Source organism: Kitasatospora purpeofusca (assembly GCF_042691725.1).
Lineage (GTDB): Bacteria > Actinomycetota > Actinomycetes > Streptomycetales > Streptomycetaceae > Kitasatospora > Kitasatospora purpeofusca_B.
Window position 1 is genome coordinate 7108702 of record NZ_CP170483.1, and the last position, 19974, is coordinate 7128675.

17 protein-coding genes and 3 pseudogenes are annotated in these 19974 nt (G+C 75.8%); 5 read left to right on the forward strand and 15 right to left on the reverse strand.

Annotated elements, in window-relative coordinates; all coding sequences use genetic code 11:
* Positions 1-63: 63 nt before the first annotated feature.
* Positions 64-171, reverse strand: a pseudogene (locus ACFCLZ_RS30640) (SAM-dependent methyltransferase); the annotation flags it as partial.
* A gap of 224 nt (positions 172-395) precedes the next feature.
* Between ACFCLZ_RS30640 and ACFCLZ_RS30645 the strand changes: the two are divergent.
* The gene (locus ACFCLZ_RS30645; protein ID WP_380281133.1) at positions 396-1772 is read left to right on the forward strand and encodes a diaminobutyrate--2-oxoglutarate transaminase; all 1377 of its coding nucleotides are present in this window, start codon (positions 396-398) and stop codon (positions 1770-1772) included.
* 47 nt (positions 1773-1819) lie between these two features.
* On the forward strand, positions 1820-3322 hold the full coding sequence (locus ACFCLZ_RS30650) for a pyridoxal phosphate-dependent decarboxylase family protein (protein WP_380281134.1): 1503 nt from the start codon (positions 1820-1822) through the stop codon (positions 3320-3322).
* 1 nt (position 3323) lies between these two features.
* On the opposite strand, the gene ACFCLZ_RS30655 is transcribed toward ACFCLZ_RS30650, so the two are convergent.
* From ACFCLZ_RS30655 to ACFCLZ_RS30685, 7 genes are all read right to left on the reverse strand, one after another.
* On the reverse strand, positions 3324-4007 hold the full coding sequence (locus ACFCLZ_RS30655; RefSeq protein ID WP_380281135.1) for a signal protein: 684 nt from the start codon (positions 4005-4007) through the stop codon (positions 3324-3326).
* Between the two features lie 45 nt (positions 4008-4052).
* Complete coding sequence (locus ACFCLZ_RS30660) at positions 4053-4850, reverse strand: inositol monophosphatase family protein (protein ID WP_380286334.1); 798 nt, start codon at positions 4848-4850, stop codon at positions 4053-4055.
* A 159-nt stretch (positions 4851-5009) separates the two neighbouring features.
* Positions 5010-6251, reverse strand: coding sequence for a type III PLP-dependent enzyme (locus ACFCLZ_RS30665; protein WP_380281136.1), 1242 nt, complete (start codon positions 6249-6251; stop codon positions 5010-5012).
* A complete protein-coding gene (locus ACFCLZ_RS30670; RefSeq protein ID WP_380286335.1) occupies positions 6248-8023 on the reverse strand; it encodes an IucA/IucC family protein in 1776 nt (591 codons plus the stop codon). Before ACFCLZ_RS30670 ends, ACFCLZ_RS30665 begins: the two co-directional genes overlap by 4 nt.
* Positions 8024-8322: 299 nt before the next feature.
* Entirely contained in the window at positions 8323-10083 is a 1761-nt protein-coding gene (locus tag ACFCLZ_RS30675) for an IucA/IucC family protein (protein WP_380286336.1), read from the reverse strand.
* The gene (locus tag ACFCLZ_RS30680; RefSeq protein ID WP_380281137.1) at positions 10065-11312 is read right to left on the reverse strand and encodes an acetyl-CoA carboxylase biotin carboxylase subunit family protein; all 1248 of its coding nucleotides are present in this window, start codon (positions 11310-11312) and stop codon (positions 10065-10067) included. Before ACFCLZ_RS30680 ends, ACFCLZ_RS30675 begins: the two co-directional genes overlap by 19 nt.
* 204 nt (positions 11313-11516) lie before the next feature.
* Complete coding sequence (locus tag ACFCLZ_RS30685) at positions 11517-11819, reverse strand: hypothetical protein (RefSeq protein WP_380281138.1); 303 nt, start codon at positions 11817-11819, stop codon at positions 11517-11519.
* A gap of 154 nt (positions 11820-11973) precedes the next feature.
* Between ACFCLZ_RS30685 and ACFCLZ_RS30690 the strand changes: the two genes are divergently transcribed.
* Together ACFCLZ_RS30690 and ACFCLZ_RS30695 are read left to right on the forward strand one after the other, a co-directional pair.
* Complete coding sequence (locus ACFCLZ_RS30690) at positions 11974-12828, forward strand: (2Fe-2S)-binding protein (protein ID WP_380286337.1); 855 nt, start codon at positions 11974-11976, stop codon at positions 12826-12828.
* Between the two features lie 63 nt (positions 12829-12891).
* A complete protein-coding gene (locus ACFCLZ_RS30695) occupies positions 12892-13293 on the forward strand; it encodes a VOC family protein (RefSeq protein WP_380281139.1) in 402 nt (133 codons plus the stop codon).
* Between the two features lie 124 nt (positions 13294-13417).
* On the opposite strand, the gene ACFCLZ_RS30700 is transcribed toward ACFCLZ_RS30695, so the two are convergent.
* From ACFCLZ_RS30700 to ACFCLZ_RS30720, 5 genes and pseudogenes are all read right to left on the reverse strand, one after another.
* The gene (locus tag ACFCLZ_RS30700; RefSeq protein ID WP_380281140.1) at positions 13418-14125 is read right to left on the reverse strand and encodes a bleomycin resistance protein; all 708 of its coding nucleotides are present in this window, start codon (positions 14123-14125) and stop codon (positions 13418-13420) included.
* A gap of 46 nt (positions 14126-14171) precedes the next feature.
* Positions 14172-14786, reverse strand: coding sequence for a maleylpyruvate isomerase family mycothiol-dependent enzyme (locus tag ACFCLZ_RS30705; RefSeq protein ID WP_380281141.1), 615 nt, complete (start codon positions 14784-14786; stop codon positions 14172-14174).
* Positions 14787-14993: 207 nt separating this feature from the next.
* Positions 14994-15518: a GNAT family N-acetyltransferase gene (locus ACFCLZ_RS30710; RefSeq protein WP_380281142.1), complete on the reverse strand. Its 525-nt coding sequence runs from the start codon at positions 15516-15518 to the stop codon at positions 14994-14996.
* Positions 15515-15985, reverse strand: a complete 471-nt coding sequence (locus tag ACFCLZ_RS30715) for an NUDIX domain-containing protein (protein ID WP_380281143.1) — start codon at positions 15983-15985, stop codon at positions 15515-15517. Before ACFCLZ_RS30715 ends, ACFCLZ_RS30710 begins: the two co-directional genes overlap by 4 nt.
* Positions 15972-16124: pseudogene (locus ACFCLZ_RS30720) on the reverse strand (XRE family transcriptional regulator); the annotation flags it as partial. The pseudogene ACFCLZ_RS30720 and the gene ACFCLZ_RS30715, both read right to left, overlap by 14 nt.
* Before the next feature lie 141 nt (positions 16125-16265).
* On the opposite strand from ACFCLZ_RS30720, the gene ACFCLZ_RS30725 reads away from it, so the two are divergent.
* Complete coding sequence (locus ACFCLZ_RS30725) at positions 16266-18251, forward strand: SMI1/KNR4 family protein (RefSeq protein ID WP_380281144.1); 1986 nt, start codon at positions 16266-16268, stop codon at positions 18249-18251.
* A 74-nt stretch (positions 18252-18325) separates the two neighbouring features.
* On the opposite strand, the pseudogene ACFCLZ_RS30730 reads toward ACFCLZ_RS30725, so the two are convergent.
* Together ACFCLZ_RS30730 and ACFCLZ_RS30735 are read right to left on the reverse strand one after the other, a co-directional pair.
* Positions 18326-18820, reverse strand: a pseudogene (locus ACFCLZ_RS30730) (GNAT family N-acetyltransferase); the annotation flags it as partial.
* Positions 18821-18846: 26 nt separating this feature from the next.
* Positions 18847-19836 carry an ABC transporter substrate-binding protein gene (locus ACFCLZ_RS30735; protein ID WP_380281145.1) on the reverse strand — a complete coding sequence of 330 codons (990 nt, stop codon included), beginning with the start codon at positions 19834-19836 and terminating at the stop codon, positions 18847-18849.
* Between the last annotated feature and the right edge of the window lie 138 nt (positions 19837-19974).

A 19974-nucleotide genomic window follows, 5' to 3' on the forward strand; every position in this document is an offset into this window, starting at 1 on the left:
CCGGTTCGGGTGCGGAGGGTGCCGAGTCTGGCACGCCGGTGCTCACGGCCGGGTGGTGCCCCCGCGCGGCTCGTCCGGTGTCCGCTCGGCGAGGGCGGCGCGGCCGACGGGGTGGAACAGCGTCAGCCGGGCGCCGGGGCGCGCCACCCGGGCCAGTTCGCCGAGGGCGGGGAGGGCGGCATGGGGTGAGGGTGGGGCGGGGCGGGACCGCTCGGGCCGTGACCTCCGGGTGGTCCGCTCGTTGGGGAAACGGGTCCGTTGTCACCCGCGCGGGTGGTTCCGGCGGCCCCGGGACGGATCCGGGCGAACCGGAGAAGTAAGGTTAGGCTCACCTAATTTCTTGGGAGTCCGCCTTGACGCTCGCCGCTGAGCCCGCCACCGGTCCGACCGTCCCCGTGCCAACCCCTTCCCCGGCCGCCGGGTCCGCCGCCACCCAGGCCGCTGCCGTGCTGCGGCGCCAGCGCGTCCGCGAGTCCGCCGCCCGCACCTACGCGCGCTCGTTCCCGATCGTCCCGGTACGCGCCAACGGCATGACCGTCGAGGGCGCCGACGGCCGCCGCTACCTCGACTGCCTCTCCGGCGCCGGCACCCTCGCGCTCGGCCACAACCACCCCGTCGTCCTGGAGGCGATCCGCCGCACCCTCGACAGCGGCGCCCCGCTCCACCTGCTCGACCTCGCCACCGCCGAGAAGGACGACTTCACCACCGCCCTGTTCGAGAGCCTCCCGCCCGCCTTCGCCGACGGCGCGCGCGTGCACTTCTGCGGCCCCGCCGGGACGGACGCCGTCGAGGCCGCGCTGAAGCTGATGCAGACCGCCACCGGTCGATCCGGCGCCCTCGCCTTCACCGGCGCCTACCACGGGATGACCGCCGGCGCCCTCGCGCTCACCGGCAACGTCGCCGTCAAGGAGCCGCTGCCCGGCGGCGGCGAGGTGGTCCGGCTGCCCTACCCCTACGGCTACCGCTGCCCGTTCGGGGTCGGCGGGCAGGCGGGCGCCGAGCTGTCCGCCACCTACGTCGAGCGGCTGCTCGACGACCCGTCCGGCGGTGTCGTCCCGCCCGCCGCGATGGTCCTGGAGGCCGTCCAGGGCGAGGGCGGCGTCGTCCCGGCCCCCGACGACTGGCTGCGTGCGATGCGCCGGATCACCGCCGAGCGCCGCATCCCGCTCATCGTCGACGAGGTGCAGACCGGCGTGGGCCGCACCGGCGCGATGTGGGCGGTCGAGCACAGCGGGATCGTGCCGGACGCCATGGTGCTCTCCAAGGCGATCGGCGGCAGTCTGCCGCTCGCCGTCGTCGTCTACCGCGAGGAGTACGACGGCTGGCGCCCCGGCGCGCACACCGGCACCTTCCGCGGCAACACGCTCGCCATGGCGGCCGGCGCCGCCACCCTGCGGTACGTCGCCGCGAACGGGCTCGCCGAACGGGCGGCGGCGGTCGGCGCGCGGATGACCGAACGGCTGCGGGCGCTGGCCGGGGAGCTGCCGGTGATCGGCGACGTGCGCGGACGCGGGCTGATGATCGGTGTGGAGCTCGTCGACCCGGCGGCGGAGCCGGACGCCTGCGGGGCCCGCCCGGCCGCACCCGAGCTCGCCGTTCGGGTGCGGGAGGCGTGCCTGGAGCGCGGGCTGATCGTCGAACTCGGCGGGCGGCACGACGCCGTGCTGCGACTGCTGCCCCCGCTCACCGTCACGGACGAGCAGGCGGCCGCGGTGCTGGACCGGCTCGCCGACGCCGTCGCGGCGGCCTCGGGGCCGGCGGTGTCCGCGTGAGCGCGGGCGGGCCGGGCGCGGGTGGGCCGGAGGAGGGCGGGCCTGAGGTGGGTGGGCCGCTCGACGCGCTGTCCGGCGGTGTCGGCGGGCCCGCCGCGCTCGGCCCGCTGCTCGCCACCGTCCTCGACGCGCTGGAGACCGGCGCCACCCGGCGGGGCGGCCCGCTGCCCACCGGCCGCCCCGCCGACCTCGCCGCCCGGACCGCCGAGGTGCTGACCGTCGCGAGCGGCCCCGACGCCCTCGCCCGCCTCACCGAACTCCTCGCCCACGGCGCCGCCGACCCTGCCGACCCCTACTGCGCCGCCCACCTGCACTGCCCGCCGCTCGCCGTCGCCGCCGCCGCCGACCTCGCCGTCAGCGCGCTCAACCCCTCCCAGGACTCCTGGGACCAGGCCCCCGCCGCGACCGCGCTCGAAACGGCGCTGCTCGCCGAACTCGCCGCCCTGGTCGGCTACGACCCCGCCCATGGCGCCGGTGTGCTCACTTCCGGCGGCACCGAGTCCAACCTCATGGGCCTCATGCTCGCCCGCGACCAGAAGCTCGACGGCATCGTCGAACTCGACGGCCTGCTCGGCCTGCCCGCCGGCGCCCGGCCCCGGATCTTCGCCTCCCGGGCCGCGCACTTCTCCGTCCAGCGGGCGGCCGCCCTGCTCGGCCTCGGCGAACGGGCCGTCGTCCCCGTCGACGTCGACCGCGACCTGCGGATGGACCCGGCCGCGCTCGAACGCGCCCTGGCGGAGGCCAGCTGGGCCGGAGCCACCCCGGTCGCCGTCGTCGCCACCGCCGGCACCACCGACACCGGCGCCGTCGACCCGCTGCCCGCCGCCGCCGACCTCGCCGCCCGCTACGGAGCCTGGCTGCACGTCGACGCCGCGTACGGCGGCGGCGCGCTGCTCTCCGACCGGCTCGCCCCGCTGCTGGCGGGCATCGAACGGGCCGACTCCGTCTCGCTGGACTGGCACAAGCTGGGCTGGCAGCCCGCCGCCGCCGGGGTCTTCCTGGTCCGCCGCGCCGAGACGTACGTCTCGCTCGCCCGCCGGGCCGTCTATCTCAACCCGGCCGACGACGAGGAGGCCGGCTACCCGAGCCTGCTGGGACTCTCGCTGCGCACCACCAGGCGGCCGGACGCCTTCAAACTGGCCGTCACCCTGCGCACCCTCGGCCGCGCCGGACTCGGCCGGCTCGTCGACGCCTGCCACGACCTCGCCCGCGCCGCCGCCGAAGCCGTCCGGGCGGAGCCGGAGCTCGAACTGTACGCCGAACCCGTGCTGACCGCGCTGCTGTTCCGCTACCGGCCGACGGAGGCCGTCTCCGCCGACCCGGCCTTGCTCGACCCGGCCTTGCTCGACCGGGTCAACGGTGAACTGCGCCGTGACCTGCTGCGCAGCGGCCGGGCCGTGGTCGGCCGCACCGAACTGCCCGGCGCGGGCCCGGGGCGGGTCCGGCTCAAGCTGACCCTGCTCAACCCGCACACCACCGCGGAGGAGGTCACCGGGTTGCTCGCCGAGGTCGTCCGGGCGGGCCGGGAGGCGTGGAGCGCGGCACGGTAGCTCAGGCGGCCCCGGTGGGGGTGGGGGCGGCGACCCGCAGGTGGTAGTCCACCCCGGTGGAGAAGACGGGCGCGCCGGACTCGCCCCGGATCGTCAGCTCGTGGTTGCCGGGCGTCAGCGGGTCGAGCCGCACCCACAGACCGCAGGACCAGGTGTTGCCGGCCTTCTCGGCGGCCTCGCCGAAGGCGTTGCCTCGGGCGCCGAAGAACCCGATCGGGGTCGCGCCGAGCGGCTCGGCGGTCAGCGGGGCACCGTCCAGCGTGGCGGAGCCCTTGGCCGTGTCCATGAAGGCGTGGCAATCGGCGGCCTCGCCGAACAACGTCACCAGCGGGAACAGCACCGGGATGCCGACGGGCACCGTGCACGTCCGCCGGACGACCTCCCCGCCGGTCGTCCCGGCCAGGTACCAGATGTCCTCGCGCTGGCGTTCGGCGCACCGCCGGCCGTCCGTGTCGAGCACCGGGCTGCGGTCCGCCTTGCTCGACACCGCCCAACCCCACCAGCCGTCCTGCACCTCCGGCGAGGTCAGCGTGTGCACCGCCAGCGGCGGTTTCGGCGTCTGTGCCGGATCGTCGGCCGGCGCGGGCGGGGCGGAGGCCGCGGAGCCGGAGCCGGGCGCGGAGGTGCAGGCCGAGGCCAGCAGGAGCGCGCCGAGGAGGAGAGCGGCCAGTCGCCGTGAAGTCATGATCGCGAAGTGTAGGGGCCCGCCCGTCTCCCGCGCTCGCGGGTCCTACGGCGTGAGCAGGATCTCGCGGCAGCGCTCCCAGGTGGCTGGGTCGGCGGCGACGAGCAGACCGTCCTCGCCGCCGGGGGGCTCGGGGGCGTACGGGGTGCCGTCGAGCCGGGCGGAGCGGCCGCCGGCCTCGGTGAGGAGGAGGGAACCGGGCGCGTGGTCCCAGGGGAGGGTGCGCCAGTAGAGGATGAAGTCCATGGCGCCCTCCACGATGTCCGGGTACTCGATTCCGGCGGCGTGGCGGCCCGGGCCCATCCCGCCGAAGACGGCGCCGTTGGCCTCGATCCGGCGGCGGCGCGAGGGGTCGAGGAAGCGGCTCTTCACCGAGCCGTGCCACGTGGCCGGGTCGGGGGCGGCGGGCGTGCGGGTGAGGCGGTGGCCGTCGCGCCAGGCGCCGGAGCCGAGTTCGGCGGTGTAGGTGGTGGCGGTGACGGGGTGCCGGATCCAGGAGGCGACCGTCCGGCCGTCGCGCACCAGGGAGACCATGACGGCGTACTCGGGCCGGCCGGCGATGAAGTTGGCGGTGCCGTCGACGGGGTCGACGAGCCAGACGGCGGGTTCCGTGCGCAGCGCCCGGGCGAGGGCCGGGTCGGCGGCCACGGCCTCCTCGCCCACCACCGGGACGGGCAGCAGCTCGCGCAGACGCCGGGCGATGATCACCTCGGCCTCCCGGTCGGCGACGGTGACCACCTCGCCGGGGGCCTTCTCCATCACCTCACCGGCCGCCAGCGCCCGGAACCGGGGCTCCACCGCCTCGGCCGAGGCCTCGGCGATGATCTCCGCCACCTTCTCCATCAGCACGTGCCCGCTCCCTTCGCCGGCTACCACTTTCGCACGTCAGTGCGGTCGGCGTGCGGCGGGGCCCGGGGGGCTGACAACTGACAGCTGACAGATTTCAGCTGACAGATAACAGATGACAGATTTCAATATCTGTCAGCTGTCATCTGTCAGTCGTCACCCGCTCTCCGTCCCCTCCAGGTAGTGGAAACCGGGGCGCGGGTGCATCAGGAAGTCGTGGTGCGAGATGTTGAAGGCGTACGCCCCGGCCATGCCGAAGAGCACCCGGTCGCCCGCGCGCAGCCCGGCCGCCGCCGGGGCGGCGTGGGCGAGCACGTCCTTCGGCGTGCAGAGCTGGCCCGTCAGGGTGGCCCGGCCGCCGGTCACCGCCGGGCGCGCCCAGGGATGCGGCCAGTCGGCGACCGGCAGGGTGGTGAACGGCTGGCTGTGGCCCCGGGTGGTCGGGGTGCGCAGGTGGTGGGTGCCGCCGCGGACGACCGCGAAGTCCTCGCCGTGGCTGCGCTTCACGTCCAGCACCTCGGTGGCGTACCAGCCGCAGTACCCGGTGAGCGCCCGGCCCGGCTCGATCCGCAGGGTGAGGCCGGGCCGGCGCTCCAGCAGCTTCGCGAGGCCCTCGCCGAACGCCGTCCAGTCGAACCGGGCCGCCGGGTCGGCGTAGTCGACCGCCATGCCGCCGCCCACGTTGACCTCGTCCAGGGCGAACGCGTGCCGTTCGGCCAGCCGGACGGACCAGCCGACGATCTGCCCGGCGAGCGCCAGCTGCTCGGCGGCCGCCAGTCCGCTCGCCAGGTGGGCGTGCACACCGCGCAGCCGCAGCCGCCCGCGCACCGCGCGCAGCGGGCCGACCGGTTCGGTGAGCAGACGGGCGGCGGCCTCGGCGCGGTCCGGGTCGAGGCCGAACGGCGTCGGCCGCCCGCCCATCGCCAGCGCCACCGAGTCCAACGTACCCGCCCTGACCGGCAGGTTGACGCGCAGCAGCACGTCCACCACCGCCTCCGGCCGGTCGGCCAGTACGGCGGCGAGCCGGTGCAGCTCCTGCTCGCTCTCGACGTGCCAGCGGTGCACGCCCGCGTCGACGGCGGCGGCGATCTCGGCGGGCGTCTTGCCCGGCCCGCCGAAGGCCAGCGGCGCGTCCGGGACCGCCGCCCGCACATGCGCCAACTCGCCGCCGCTGGACACCTCGTAGCCGTCCACGGCGTCGCGCAGCGCGGTCAGCAGCGGCGTCTCCGGGTTGGCCTTGGCGGCGTAGTACAGCTCGACGCGCTCCGGCAGGGCGGCCCGGACGGCGGCGGCGTGCGCCCGCAGCGCCGGCAGGTCGTAGACGTAGGCGGGCAGCTGCTCCGGCGTCAGGCCGGCGACGTGGCGGCGGACGGCCTCGGTGGTTCCGGCGGTGGTCATCGGGTCCTTCCGGCGGGAACGGCGGGAACGGCGGGAACAGCGGGAGCCGCGCAAGCGGTGGGAACCACGGCCCCCGGCAGGCCGGCGCCGCCGGGAGCGGCGTCGGTGGCCGAGGCCAGCACGGAGCGCGCCAGCGGCGAGGCCAGCCGGACGTACCCGGCCGTGCGGTCGGCCCGGCGCTCCCAGCGGGTGAGCAGATTGGCCTTGCCGGGCAGCGGCACGCCCGCCAGCAGCGCCCGCAGCCGGGGCGGGCAGCCGTGCGCGGCGGCGTACTCCACCAGGACGCGGCGCACCGCCTCCCAGAGCGCGCCCTCCGCCGCCGGGTGCAGGTCGGCGAGGGCGGCGAGCAGTTCGGCGACGTGGTTGACCAGCAGGCAGTAGACCACCCGGTCCCAGCCCCGCTCGGCGTCGTACGCCATCGGCCCCGCCACCTCGGGCGCCAGCCCGGCGAGCAGCGCGGCGTGCCGCTCCGGCAGGAGCTTGGTGCCCTCCAGGTCGCGGAAGAGCACCTGGGCCGGGTGGCCGTCCGCGTCCACGCCGATCAGCACGTTCTGCAGGTGCGGCTCCAGTACCACGCCGTGTTCGAAGTAGGCGGTCAGCATCGGCGGGAGCAGCAGCCGCAGGTAGGCCGTCCACCAGTCGAGCGCCCGCGCCTGGTCCGCCGGGTCGGACAGCAGCCGGGAGATGTGCGCCGAACTGGTCGGGTACTCGTCGGCGACGGCGGCGGCCAGCAGGGGGGTGACGCCGGGGCGCAGCGCGCCGCCGAGGCCCTCGCGGACGATCAGGCCGAACCCCTCGTACAGCGACCGGTCCGGCCGGCCGTCGGCCCCGGGCAGGGCGAGGGTGCGGAAGGCCGGCTCGCGCAGCACGGCCGCGTCCGGGAACCGCTCGGCGAGGTCGGCCAGCGCCGGGGCGAGCAGCCGGGTGAGGGCGACCGCGCCGGTCAGCTCGTAGGCGGCGTTCTTGCGCAGGCAGTTGGTGATCCGCACGTTCAGGCTGAACTTGAGGAACGCGCCTGCGCCGGCCAGCGTCCGGACCGAGGCGGTGGCCGCGAAGGGGTCGCCGCCGGGGCCGAGGTCGAGGACGTCCCCGCGCTCCAACGCGCCGCGCAGCAGCGGGTGGTCGCCGATCAGCCGGTACTGCCAGGGGTGGGCGGGCAGCAGCCGGTAGCCGTCCGGGACGGGGGCGAGTCCGTCGAGCAGCGCGGTCGCGGCCGGGTCGGCGGAGGATTCGGCGATCAGCTCCCGGCGCACCGCGAGGTGGTGCAGCGGGAACGCGGCGCGGGCCTCGGGGGCGTAGTCGCGCCAGTCGCCGCGTTCGGCGGACCGGGACTTGGGCGCGGGGTGGAAGCGGTGTCCGAACAGCAGGGCCTGCTCGGACTCCAGGTAGCGGTCCGGTCCGGGCTGCGGGCGGCCGGCCAGGGCGACGGCGACGGCGGTGTGGCTGGAGGCGAGCTGGCCGAGGAACTCCTCGTTGACGGTGCCGGTGCGCAGTTCGAGTTCGCCCTGGACGTGCCGGGCCAGCTCGTGCCAGTCCAACTCCCGCCAGCCGTCGGCGTGTTCCTCCTCGACCGGGCCGGTGAACCGGTGGGCGCCGAGCAGCGAGGTGCGGCGCAGGGAGACCCGGAGCAGGACGCCGCGCCGGGGCAGGCGCAGCAGTAGCCGGCCGTCGGTGACGGCGGTCTGGTGCTCGGGCGCGGAGACCTCGCGCAGCAGGCAGTTGACCAGGGTGTGGGCCACCGCGTGGTCGGCGGTGGGCAGTTGGTGCGTCATGAGTGACTCCAACGCTGGCGGACGGGGGGAGGGTAAGGCGGTGGCCGCGTCGGCGGCCACGGCGCCGCCCTCGGAGAGGGGTTCGAGGGTGCCGAACATCCGCCCGGGCGCCCGGTTCCGGCCGGCCTCGGCGGCCGGCACGGCGAGGCGGAGCAGGACCGCGGTCGGGTACGGCGGCAGGCCGAGGGCGGCGAAGGCGGCGGCGAAGTGGCAGGCGGCGACGGCGTGCACCTGGCGGCGGCCGGGCCCGACCGGCCGGGCGGAATCCGGTCCGGGCCGCCGGGGCAGCGCGTCGACCGTCACCGGCCGGCCGCCGCTCCGGGCGGGGAACCAGACTGCGGCAGTAGGTAGTTCGGGCCGTCGGTGTAGTGCTTGTTGATGTCGGCGGCGCCCGATCGCCGCTTGCTGAGCAGGGTGCCGGCGGTGACCATCGCCTTCACCGGCAGCCGTTCGGCGTCGAGCAGGGCGGCGCGCAGCGGCTCGGCGGCCGGCCCGGTCCGGTCGACGGCCTCCGTGAGCCGCTTGCGCAGCAGGGCGAGCAACTCGCCGAGCCCGGCCCGGCCGTGGGCGGCGAGGCCGAACGCCAGGGCGCCGGTGCACAGATGGCCGGTGACGGTGGTGAACAGGTCGGTCAGCGGCCGGTCGTCGTCGGCGAGGATCCGGGTGTCGTCGAACTCCCCGGGGGCGGGGGCGTGTTCGCCGAGTGCGGCGGCGAGGCGGCCGGAGTGGACGCGCGGGCCGTCGTCGTCCTTGTAGAGCAGGCGCGGGCCGCCGTCCTCGTCGAGCACGAGCGAGGTGTTCTGCTGGTGGGACTCCAGGGCGACGCCGTGTCCGAACAGGGTGGTCTGCCAGTCGAGCAGCAGTTCCAGCAGGGCGTCGTAGAGGGCGACCGGGTCCCCGGCCGAGAAACGGTCGGCGAGGTGGTCGACGACCAGGCGTCCGGACGGTGCCGGGGCGAGCAGGGCGGCGAGCGGGACGGCCACCGACCGCTCCAGCCCGGCCGGGTAGCGGCGCAGCAGCACGGCCAGCAGTTCGTGCCCGGCGTGCGCCCAGGTCTGCTCGTCGGCGTGCAGGATCCGTCCGGCGAGGCGCGGTTCGCGCGCCAGCACCGCCTCCACCAGCCGCTGTCCGGCGGAGCCGTCGCGCAGCGTGCCGGGCTTGATGGTGCGGCGGTTGAGCCGGCCGAGGGTGGCGGTGGCGAGCGGCAGCTTCAGGTGGTGGACGGGGTCCTCGGCGACGGCGACGGTGCGCATCGAGAGGGTGGGGACGACGGTGAGGTACGGGCGTTCGGCGAGGACGGCGCGGTCGTCCAGCCCGGCGGCGCGCAGCGCTTCGTCGAGGGCCGGGCCGACGGTGAGCGGGTGGACCGGCAGCGTCTCCCACGCCCGGTCGCCGCCGGGCAGGTGGAGGCCGAGCCGGCTCGGGGTGGGCCACCAGCGCGGCAGCGGCCGGTCGCCGTGCCGGGTGAGCGCGCCGGCCGGCAGGGCGAGCCAGCGCAGTTCGAAAGCCGGGTGGAACTCCGGTGCGTAGGAGCGCAGTTGGTGCTCGTCCAGGCCGGAGCGGCCGCGCGCGGTGGGGTAGACCGGGTGGTCCAGGTAGGCGGCCAGGGTGTCGTGGGCGAGGGCGGCGGCGGGTCCGGTCCAGTGGGCCGGGTCGGCGCCGTACAGGTCGGTGAGCGCGGTGTGGACCTCGTCGCGGACCCGCTCGTGCAGTTCCATCGTGGCGAGGGTCTGGCGGCACTCCTCGGCGAACGCCGTCCAGCCGGGCCGGTCCTCGGGGTCGGCCAGGCCGGCGAGTGCGGTGAGCACGGCGTCCAGGCCGTCGACGGGGCGGCCGTCCAGTTCGACGAGCGGGAGCCGGGCGGCGTACTCGCTCTGGAAGCCCTCGGGCACGACGGGGAGCGCGAGCGCGCGGCCGGCAGCCACGGCCCAGGGGCCGTCGGCCCGTTGCTCGACCGTGCCGCGGGTGCGCAGCCCGAGCACGTCCTCGCGCAGCAGGGCGGACAGCACGCGCAGGGCGAGCGCCCGGGCGGGCGGGGTGCTCACGGGGTGATCTCCCAGCGGTTGGCCGCCACGAACCCGGCCACGGCGGCGTCGGCGGCGGCCTGGTCGGGGCCGACCGCCCAGATCACGCTCAGGTAGTCCCGGTTGGTGCGGTAGTGCTCGTGCCGTTCGCCGATCGCGCGCTGCGGCCGGTGGACGAGCCGCACACCGTCGGCGCGCTCGTCGGCCCGCTCGTCGTGCGGTCCGGGCGCGGCGGTGAGGGTCCCGGCCCGGTCGGCGCGGACCGCCTCGTTGCGGGCGCGCAGCGGGGTGGCGGCGCAGCGTTCGCCGAGGTCGGCGGGGAGTTCACGGCCGAGGTGGGCGTCGAGGACCAGCTCGAACAGCGGGAGGTCGAGGACGGCGGCGAGCATGAGGTCGCACTGGTCGCCGATGGCGCGGTAGTTGACCTCGACGATCCGGGCCCGGCCGTCCGGCTGGACGACGAACTCGGTGTGGCAGGCGCCGAGCCCGACGCCGATCGCGTCCAGCTGGGCGAGCACCTGCGCGACCACGGCCAGCGGGTGCGCGGGGACGAACACCAGCGCTTCCTCGATGAAGTCCGGCGGTGGGGAGAGCCGGGTGCGGAACCCGCCGAGGACGTGCCGGCGGTGTCCGTCGCCGAGCGTCTCCAGCGTGCACAGCCGCCCGTCCAGGAACTCCTCGACGACCAGCGCGGCGCCGGGGCGGTGGTCCTGGACCTCCTCGGCGCGTCGCACCAGTTCCTCGATGCCGGCGACCAGCGAGACGTCCTCGCTGGCGACGCCCTCGCGCGGCTTGATCACCGCGGGGAAGGGGACGTCCGCCGCCCGCAGCAGGGACGCCAGCTCGGACGGGTCCTGCCCCGGGGCGAGTTCGGCGGAGCGCACGGTGTCGAGGCCGGCGGCGGCCAGGTGGCGGCGCAGCTCGCCCTTGTTCTTGGCCCGCAGGGTCGCCCGCCAGTCCTTGGCCGGCAGGCCGAAGTACGCGGCGGCGAGCGCGGTCTGGGTCTGGAGGTGGTCGCTGTTGCTGAAGACGGCGAAGTCGGGGTCCTGCGGGGCGCGTTGCGAGAGCAGCCCGACCACCTCGCGGAAGTCGCGCACCTCACAGGCCACCACCTCGGGCGCGGACGGCAGTTCGGCGTAGGCGCGGCGGTGGGCCCCGGCCTGGTCGGTGAGCACGGTGACGTCGAGTCCGAGCCGGGCGGCGGCCGGGAGGAAGCCCTCGGTCACCGATGCGGTGGGGTTGAGGGCGAGCAGGTAGAGGCGCATGGCGGGGCGGGTCCTCTCCGTGGGGCGGTGGGGCGGTGGAGCCCCGGGCGGGGCGGCGGGGTCTACGCGGTGGGGCCTGCGCGGGGGCGTCGGCGGCCGCAGCCCCGGCGGTGTCGCCGAGCACGGCGTCGGCGGCCCGGACACCGATGCCCGACGTCCGGGTCTCGTCCGGCACGTTGAGCACCTTGCCGTTCCTGACGGCGTTCAGGCCCTGCCATGCGCCTCTGCCGGGTCGGCGTCGGCCTGGTCGATCCGCTCGGCGCCGACGTCCGGAATCGACTTGTCGACGTCCTGCGAGGCCGGGCGGCCCGGGTCGGCGCCCGTCGGCGCGGCGCCGCCGTTCTCGGCCTTGACGGCCTCGGGCGGGTTGCGGGTGCCACCCTGGGCGAGCGCCCCGGCGAAGCCGAGCGCGAGGCCGGGCCCGGCGGCCGGCACCGGCGGGAGCCGGGCCGGGGAGCGGCGGGTCGGGGCCGGGGCCGCGGGGGCCGGCGGATCGGTGGTCAGCACGGGGCGAGATATTAGGTTAGGTAAGCCTAATTCCGTCAAGTTTCGGCCGGGTTGGTCCGCATCGGGGGCCGGAGGACGGCCGGCCGGGGTGGTGTGAACCGGTCGCCGACGGCCTGTAAGGTGAGCCTCACCTAACACGATCTCGGGAGTGCCGATGATCTTCTCGGGGGCACCCCTGCCCGCCGCCCCGCCCGCCGCGGCGCGTCCCGCCAACCCGCTGGACGCCGACTACCGGCTGCTGCTGGACCTCTGCCCGGTGCTCCGGGTGCGGCTGCTGGCGGCGGAGGAGCCCGCCCCCGACCGGACGCAGGGCTGGTACTCCGCCACCGAACTGGCGGGCGATCCGGAGGCGTTGGCGCGGGCGCTGGCCGGTGAGGCCGCCCGGATCGCCCCCGTCGCCGCCGAGCACGGCACCGCCCCGCGCCCGCACGTGGCCGCCTCCCGGCTGCTCCACCACTACCTCTGGTCGCTCTGCGTGCTGATTGCCGGGCCCTGGCGGCTGGCCCGGCGCGTCCCCTCGATCGACGGCGCGGACATATGGCTGCACGCCCCCACCGGTGACCTCGCGCTGCGCCCGCGCGCCTACGTCACGCTCCCCGGCGAGGACGAGCTGCGGGCCGAACTGCGCGCCGCCGTCGTCGCCCACGCCGAACCGCTGCTCGCCGCCTTCGCCGCCCCCGCCCGGCGCGGCACCCGCGCACTGTGGGGCATGGTCACCGACGACCTCGCCTCGGCGATCTGGTACCTCGGCAAGCGGCTCGACGCGTGCGCTCCGGGCCCCGGCACCGTCCAGGAGGACGCCGCCGTCGCCGCCGCCGGAGCCGTCCTGCCCGGGGGCACCGACCCGCTCCCCGGCGCCGCCGGCTTCCGGCTGCTGCGCGGCGCGGACGGCCGGGGCCACCACACCCGGACCCGCCTCGGCTGCTGCCTCTACTACGCCGTCGAGCCCGCCCGGGCCTGCGTCACCTGCCCGCGCACCGGCGACGAGGAGCGGCTGCGCCGACTCTGACGGAACCTCCGAGCGCCGACTCCGACGGAACGTCCGGCGCCCGCGCGGGTAGGCTCGGCGCTCGTGATCGACTCCACCACCCACATCCGGGTCGCGCGCCCCTCCCGGGACCTCGCCGCGGCCGAGCGCTTCTACGTCGGCGGCCTCGGCCTCGCCGTCCTGTGGCGCAGCGCCGAACGCGTCCCCGGCGAGCACGACCTCCTGATGGTCGGCCCGTCCGGCGGCGGCTGGCACTTCGAGCTGACCCGCGACCCCGAGCGCCCGATCGAGCCGGCGCCCACCGTCGACGACCTCTTCGTCGTCTACCTCGGCGCCCCCGTCGACGACGCGCTGGTGCGGCGCCTGGAGGACGCCGGCGGCACCCGGGTGCCCGCCCACAACCCGTACTGGGACGAGTACGGCGTCACGGTGGCCGACCCGGACGGCTACCGCCTGGTGCTCTGCACCCGCACCTGGAGCTCCTGACCGCGCGCGGGGCGCTCGAGCGGCGCGCCGGTCATGCCGGTCACGCCGTTCTCGTCGGCCGCGCCGCGCGCCCCGTTCGCGCTGCTCAAGGACCCTCGGGCGGCCGAGAGCGCCTGACGTCCGGTCAGAGCAGGACGTCGGCCAGTCGCTTGAGGTCGTCGAGGACCGACTCCCGCTCGTCCTCGGTCAGTTCGGCGGCGACCCGCTCGGCCCGCCGGGTGAACGCCTCCGCGCTCGCGCCGTCCGCGAGGCGGTGCGCCAGGTCGGCGCGCAGCGCCAGGATGCGGAACAGCAGCACCGGCGCGGGCGGTCCGTCCGGCAGGGCCAGCGCGCGGTCCAGCACCCGGGCGGCCGCGGCCGGGTCCTCGTGCGAGTCGGCGAACAGTGCCGCGTGGTGCAGCGCCTTCGCGAACGGCTCCTCGGGGGAGGGCCGGTGCCGCTGGTCGGCGCGGATCGGCTGGCCGATCCGCAGGCAGTTGCCGCCGGGGTCGGTCACCAGGAACTGCCGTACGCCGTGCGAGGTGTCGCCGACCGGGCCGATCCGGGGCAGGCCGCGGGTCGGCACCCGCCCGTAGGCGGAGCGCAGGCCCTCCTGGAACGCGGCGTGCAGGGCGTCCACGTCGTCCGTGCGGACCAGGCAGGTGCTGTAGGAGGCGCCCGGATCGTACTTCTTCATGCCGAAGAAGTGCAGTTGGACGGCGCCGCGCTGAACCACGGCGTACGGGTTGGGACTCGTCTGATGGAGAGTCACCTCGAAGCCGAGCGCGGTGTAGAACTCGAGCACGGGCGGGAGGGTCTGACAGGGGAGGATCGGGACCGTCGATTCGACCATGCCCGCTGACTTTACCCCTGGTTGACCGCGAATCGGACGCTTTCGGTCAGATGTCGACCTCCGGAACGCTGCGCCCGTAAGCGAGGAGCAGCAACTCCTCGGCCGGTCGGGCGACCGTCCGACTACCGCTTCCGTACGACCAGTCGAGGTCGGTGGCGCGCAGTCGGACGTCGTCCAGGCGGGCCCCGAAGAACCGCAGGGTGCGCGGGGTGACGTCCGCCAGCAGTGGACGCAGCCGTTCGGCGGGCACCCGGCGGCCGAGGCCGAGCGCGACGGTGATGTCCAGACCGTGCACGACGTCGTGCCCCAGCGCGGCGGCGAGGCCGCCGACCGGCGGCGTCCACGGGTGGTCCGCGTTGTCCCGCATGGCGGCGGCGAGTTGGGCCTCGGTGAGTGCGCCGGCGTCGCGGCGCGCGAAGCGGTCGGTCATCCGGTCCAGGCTGCCGCGCGAGCGGACCAGCTCGACGGCGATCCGCGGGATCCGGTGGCGAAAGCCCATGCTCAGGTGCGCCGCCACCTCGCGCACCCGCCAACCCGCGCAGAGGGAGGGAGAGTTCCACTGTTCGGCGGACAAGCCGTCCAGGAGGTCGGCGAGTTCGCGCCGCTCGGCGGCGATCGCGGAGCGCAGGTCGGTGGCATGGTGCGGGTGGGCGTTCTGCATGGGCACCAGGCTGCGGGACGGGGCGGCCGGAAGTCCAAGAGCTGGTTCTTCCGGTCCCCAGAACCAACGGTTATGGGGCTTCGGTAGTTGCGCCACCCGGTGGTGGTGGTCGGGGAGGGCGGATTCACCCGGGCGGCCGAGCGCCCGCATCTCGCGCGACCCGGGATCGGCGCGCGGATCCGCCGGTCGGAACGCGAACCGGGCCGCTCACGCCGTCAGCCGCTTGACCATCACCCGCTCCGCCGCCCCGTCCTCCTCCTCGCCCCCGCCCGCGTCGACGAACCCGTGCCGCCGGTACAGCGCGACGGCGGCCGCGTTGCCCGGCAGCACGGCGAGCCGCAAGGACGCGCTGCCCCGGCGCCGCGCCCACGCCTCGACGGCGGCGAGCAGCCCGTCCCCGACCCCGCGACCCCGCGCCCGCGGCCCGACCCACACCGACCGCAGCTCGCTCACCGAGCCCCCGCCCCCGTCCCGGCCCCGGCCGTCCCGCCCGGGCAGCCCGCCCGCCAGCCCGACCGGCCGCCCGTCCGCCGCCACCGCGACCACGTGCACGGCGTCCGGCCGCGCGAACCGGGCCCGCCACTCCTCCTCGCCACCCGCCGACCAGTTGGCCCGCCGCACCCTGAACGCGTACGGCGCATCGGCGAGCGCGGCCAACCGCGCGTCGCGCCACAGCGGCCAGTCGGCGGGATCGGCGGGCGTCAGGACGCGGAGCACGAACCCCGCGCTCACCGGACCACCGGCCCGCCGCCGCTCCGCCAGTCCGTGAGCCGCTTCCGCACACTCGCCACCATCGCAAGCCGGTCGGTCTCCTCCGGTCGGAACCAGCCGACCTCGTAGGACTCGTCGGACGTCCGCAGCACACCCCCGATCGGCCGCCCGAGCAGACAGACCGAGAACTCCTGCCGCACCTCGCCGTCGTCGTACGCCATGACATGACGCGGATCGGTGTACGTGCCGACGATCCCGGTGACGACGACCTCGATCCCGGTCTCCTCCCACGTCTCCCGCACCGCGCACGCGCCGATCGACTCCCCCAACTCCATCGTGCCCCCGGGCAGCGCCCACATCCCGTTGTCCACCCGCCGCTGCAACAGCACCCGCCCCGTCACCTCGTCGACGACGACCACCGAAGCCGCCGGCACCAGACTGTTGGCCGCCGGAGCCCCGGGGTCGTCCTCGTAGTCACGCCTCGCCATGCCCGCCCTCCTCCCATCGAGTTCCACGCCCCCGCGCCCACAACTCCTCGACGTGCGCGGCGAACCGGTCGAACACGCCCCCGCCCGCACCACGGCGCAGGTGCATGAGGGGAGCATCATGCCCGACACTCCGCGCGAGTGCGCCACCGCCCGAACAGGTGTCGTTCCCGGAGTAGGAAGTCGGTGACGCCGACTTCCTGCTCCGAGCCGCATAGGCCCGCTGATGGCGGACGTGACGGTCCGGCGGGGATTGTCGGTGGTGCGTGCAAGGATCGCCGCCATGACAGAGCAGGCGTTCGACTGGCGGTCCTTCCTCGTCCGGTGGAGTGAGGAGTGGGCCGGGGCGTGTACCGATCCGGCGGAGCTCCGGGAGGGGGACGAGGAGGCGTGGCGGGGGCGGTGGCTGGGGTTCGACGGGGCGCCGGCCGAGCGGATCGCGGCGGCGGAGGCCGAGCTGGGGTGCGTGCTGCCGCCGTCGTACCGGGAGTTCCTCGCGGTCAGTGACGGGTGGCGGCACGCGGGCGGCTTCGTGTACCGGCTGGCCGGGGCCGACGGCGCGCGGTGGCACCGGGACGCCGACGGGACCAGCGAGTACTTCGAGGACGACGAGTCCGCGGACATGTGGCACCGGGCTCTTCAGCTCGACGTCGAGTCGGACCTGACGCTCGTGCTGCTCGACCCGGGCGACGTCGACGCCGACGGGGAGTGGGCGGTGTACTGCTACGCCTCGTGGCGGGCCGCGCCGCCCGAGCGGTACCCGTCGTTCCGGGCGTTCATGGTGGCCATGCACCAGGAGTTCCACCAGCTGGCCGCCCACCGCTACGACGCGGCGTTCGTCAACGCCACCACCCTCGAACAGGACGCCCGCGTCGAGGCGGCCCGGCTGGACGCCCTGGCCGGGGCGCACGAACGGGCAAAGGAGGCGCTGACCGGGGCCGTCGCCTTCGGACGGCCCCGCGCCGCCGGCATGCTCGACCAGCTGCGCCGCTTCGAGCGGGAGCGGCCCGAGCCGACGTTCGGGGAACTGTCGCGCGATCGCGCCTACCTCGGTGAGGTGGTGCCGGTGCTCGCCGCCCACCACGTGCAGAACGGGCACGACTCCGCGGTGTGGGGCTACAAGCTGCGGGTGGACACCGGCGACCTGCGGGCCGCGGCCGACGAGGTGCTCCGGCAGGTGCGCGAGCGCGAGTACCGCTACACCGCGCCCGGTCCGTTCGGCGAGGCCGTCGAACGGGCGCGGGAGCAGGCGCGCTGGGGCGCCGCGGACGCCGCCTGGCGGACGCTGCGCGCCGCGCTGCCGCAGTGGACGCCGGTCGGACCGGACCACCTCGCACCCGTCGGGCTGCTCGCGGACCCGTTGCTCGGACCGCTGCTCACGGCGGAGCGCGGCCGGGAACTGCTGGCCACACCGCGTGGCCTGGCCGACGGGGCGGTGGGGGAGCCGAGGGACGAGGAGCCGCAGGCCGCGGGGGACGGCCTCGCCTGGCTCGCCCTGGAGCCGCGTTCCGGCCGGCCCCAGCCCTACCGCTTCGTACTGGTGGAGGGGGTGGCCCCGGACGGGCTGCCGGCCGTCCTCGCCGGGGAGGGGGCGGTGCTGGCCCCGCCCGCGACCCGTTGGGAGGCCGAGACGGACCGGCTCCGGGACCGGACGGTCTTCTCCTCGGACGATCCGCAGTCCGCGCTGGTCGGCCACGCGGGCGGTGACGGCGGGTCCGGCTGGAGCTTCGCGTTCGAGGCGCGGACGTCGTCGGGGCGGGTCGGGCCGCGCCTCGCCACCCCGGCCGTGACCGCGTCCGGACGGACGGGCGGGCGGGCCCTCGCCGTGTTCGTCGTGCCGGAGGAGGGCTTCCTCCACCTGTCCGTGGCCGAGGGCGGGGAGGAACGGTACGGGTTCACCGTGCGCGGACCGGAGACCGGCCGCAGCGGAGCGGCGCAGGTCCCGCCCGCCTTGGACCCGGACCGCCACTTCGGTCCGCACGCCCACGGCCGCCAGGGCGAGCACGGCCTGCTGACCGCGCTCGCCGCCGAGTTCGGGGTGGCGCTGCCCCGGTTCGCGCTCACCGAGGGGCGGCTGCACGTCTTCGCCGACCCGTCGTGGACGCCGGCCAGGCTGCCGGGCGAGGTCTACGCGACGGGGCGGATGGTGCTGCTCACGGAGTCCTCCCCGACACCGGAGGCAAGGGAGGCGCTTTCGGCGCGGCTGCCGCCAGGACTCACAGAGGGCGCACCGGGCGGCCCGACGAAGCGGCCGCCGGGGGTGTCGTGAGCGCCGTCGGTTCCGAGGTGGCGGCGCCGTTCCTCCCACTCCTCGCGGAGCATGCCGAACAGCAGGCGGTCGTAGCGGACGCCGCCCAGCAGCACGGCGGCCCGGCGGCGGCCCTCCTCGCGGAAGCCGAGCCGGGTGAACGCGCGGGCGGCGCGGGCGTTGCCGCTCCAGGTGTCCAGCTCCATCCGGTGCAGCGGGAAGGAGCCGAACAGGTGGTCCACCAGCAGGCCGAGGGCCTCGGAGCCGTAGCCGCGGTCCCAGAACTCCCGCTCGCCGATGGCGATCCCGACCTCGACGACGCCCTCGTACGGGTCGAGGCCCCGGTAGTCGACCAGGCCGATCGGACGGCCGCCGGCCGTCTCCTCGACGGTCAGCATGCCGGCCTCGCGCGGATCGAGCCGCAGGATCCGGTCGAACCGCTCCGCCAGGGCCTCGGCGGTGGTCGGGCCGAAGCGCGGATCCCCGGCCGCCGCCTGCCGGACCAGCTCGGGATCGTTGCGCCACCGGAGCTGGTGCTCCGCGTCCTCGGCGCGCATGGCGCGCAGCCGTACTGCCTTACCTTCTATCATGACCGGATGGTAGGGCCTGGCCGCCGTCAGCCGGCGAGGTGGTGGTGGATCTCGTCGAGGATCAGGCCGGCGCCGGTGTAGCCGATGCCGAGCATCCAGAGGTTGTCGTCGACCTGGTGGACCTTGCCCGTGCGGACGGCGTCGAGGCTCTTCCACAGCGTGCCGCCGAGGATCTTCGCCTGGTCGGACTTGGCCGCGTCGCCGTACACCGAGTAGAAGATGACGTCGGCGGCGGCCTGGTCGACCTGCTCGGGGCTGATCTCGATCGAGAAGCCGGGCTTGTCCTGGTTGGCGGGGCGGCCGACGCCGAGGTCGGTGAGGATGGAGCCGATGAACGTGTCGTTGAGGTACAGGCGGGTGGGCGCACCGGCGAGGAAGCGCGCCATCTCGACCTTGAGAGCGGCTGCCTTCTCCGCTCCGCCGAGCGCGGTGACGAGTTCGGCGAGCTTCGCCCGGTACGCCTGTTCGGCGGCGGCCGCCTCGGTCTGACGGCCGAGGGCCTCGGCGTGCAGCCGGACGTTCTCCTTCCAGGCGGGGCCGGTGGTCTTGCTCAGCACGGTCGGCGCGATCTTGGAGAGCTCGTCGTAGCGCTTGTCGTCGCGGACCTGGTTGCTGAGGATGACGTCCGGGTGGAGAGCGGCGATGGCCTCCAGGTCGGGTGAGCCGATGGTGCCGACGGTCTTGATCCCGGCCAGGCGTTCGGCGGGGAGGTAGGCGGAGAGCGGTGCGCCGGCGCCGGCGGTGGTGGCGCCGACCGGGGTGATGCCCAGGGTGACGGCGGAGTCCAGGGCGTCGGTGTCCAGGACGACGACCCGCCCGGCCCGTGCGGGGACGGTGCTCTCACCGCGCGCGTGCCGGACGACGCGGCCTGCCGGGGCACTCGATCCGTCCGCCGTCGCCGGGCCGCCGGACCCGCAGGCCGTGAGCGCGAGTCCGGAGGCGAGTCCGGCGGTCAGCGCCAGCAGTCGACGGCGGGTCACGGTCGGGGGGAGGGCGCGGGCGGGGGCGTCGGGCATCGGGCGACTCCGTTCCGGAGGCAGACGGCGAGGCGTCCCATCCCTGCCCGGCGGCGCGGATCGTTACGCGTGCGGGTGGCTGCGGTGACGGCTGACAACTGACAGCTGACAGATAGCAGATGACAGATTTCGTCATCT

Excerpts from the sequence above, each read along its gene's own strand:
- ACFCLZ_RS30735 (WP_380281145.1), bottom strand. The coding sequence starts at position 19,836 with ATGCCCGACGCCCCCGCCCGCGCCCTCCCCCCGACCGTGACCCGCCGT.
- ACFCLZ_RS30670 (WP_380286335.1), bottom strand. The coding sequence starts at position 8,023 with ATGACGCACCAACTGCCCACCGCCGACCACGCGGTGGCCCACACCCTG.
- ACFCLZ_RS30665 (WP_380281136.1), bottom strand. The coding sequence starts at position 6,251 with ATGACCACCGCCGGAACCACCGAGGCCGTCCGCCGCCACGTCGCCGGC.
- ACFCLZ_RS30700 (WP_380281140.1), bottom strand. The coding sequence starts at position 14,125 with ATGGTCGAATCGACGGTCCCGATCCTCCCCTGTCAGACCCTCCCGCCC.
- ACFCLZ_RS30715 (WP_380281143.1), bottom strand. The coding sequence starts at position 15,985 with ATGGCGAGGCGTGACTACGAGGACGACCCCGGGGCTCCGGCGGCCAAC.
- ACFCLZ_RS30660 (WP_380286334.1), bottom strand. The coding sequence starts at position 4,850 with ATGGAGAAGGTGGCGGAGATCATCGCCGAGGCCTCGGCCGAGGCGGTG.
- ACFCLZ_RS30655 (WP_380281135.1), bottom strand. The coding sequence starts at position 4,007 with ATGACTTCACGGCGACTGGCCGCTCTCCTCCTCGGCGCGCTCCTGCTG.
- ACFCLZ_RS30690 (WP_380286337.1), top strand. The coding sequence starts at position 11,974 with ATGATCTTCTCGGGGGCACCCCTGCCCGCCGCCCCGCCCGCCGCGGCG.
- ACFCLZ_RS30705 (WP_380281141.1), bottom strand. The coding sequence starts at position 14,786 with ATGCAGAACGCCCACCCGCACCATGCCACCGACCTGCGCTCCGCGATC.
- ACFCLZ_RS30725 (WP_380281144.1), top strand. The coding sequence starts at position 16,266 with ATGACAGAGCAGGCGTTCGACTGGCGGTCCTTCCTCGTCCGGTGGAGT.
- ACFCLZ_RS30680 (WP_380281137.1), bottom strand. The coding sequence starts at position 11,312 with ATGCGCCTCTACCTGCTCGCCCTCAACCCCACCGCATCGGTGACCGAG.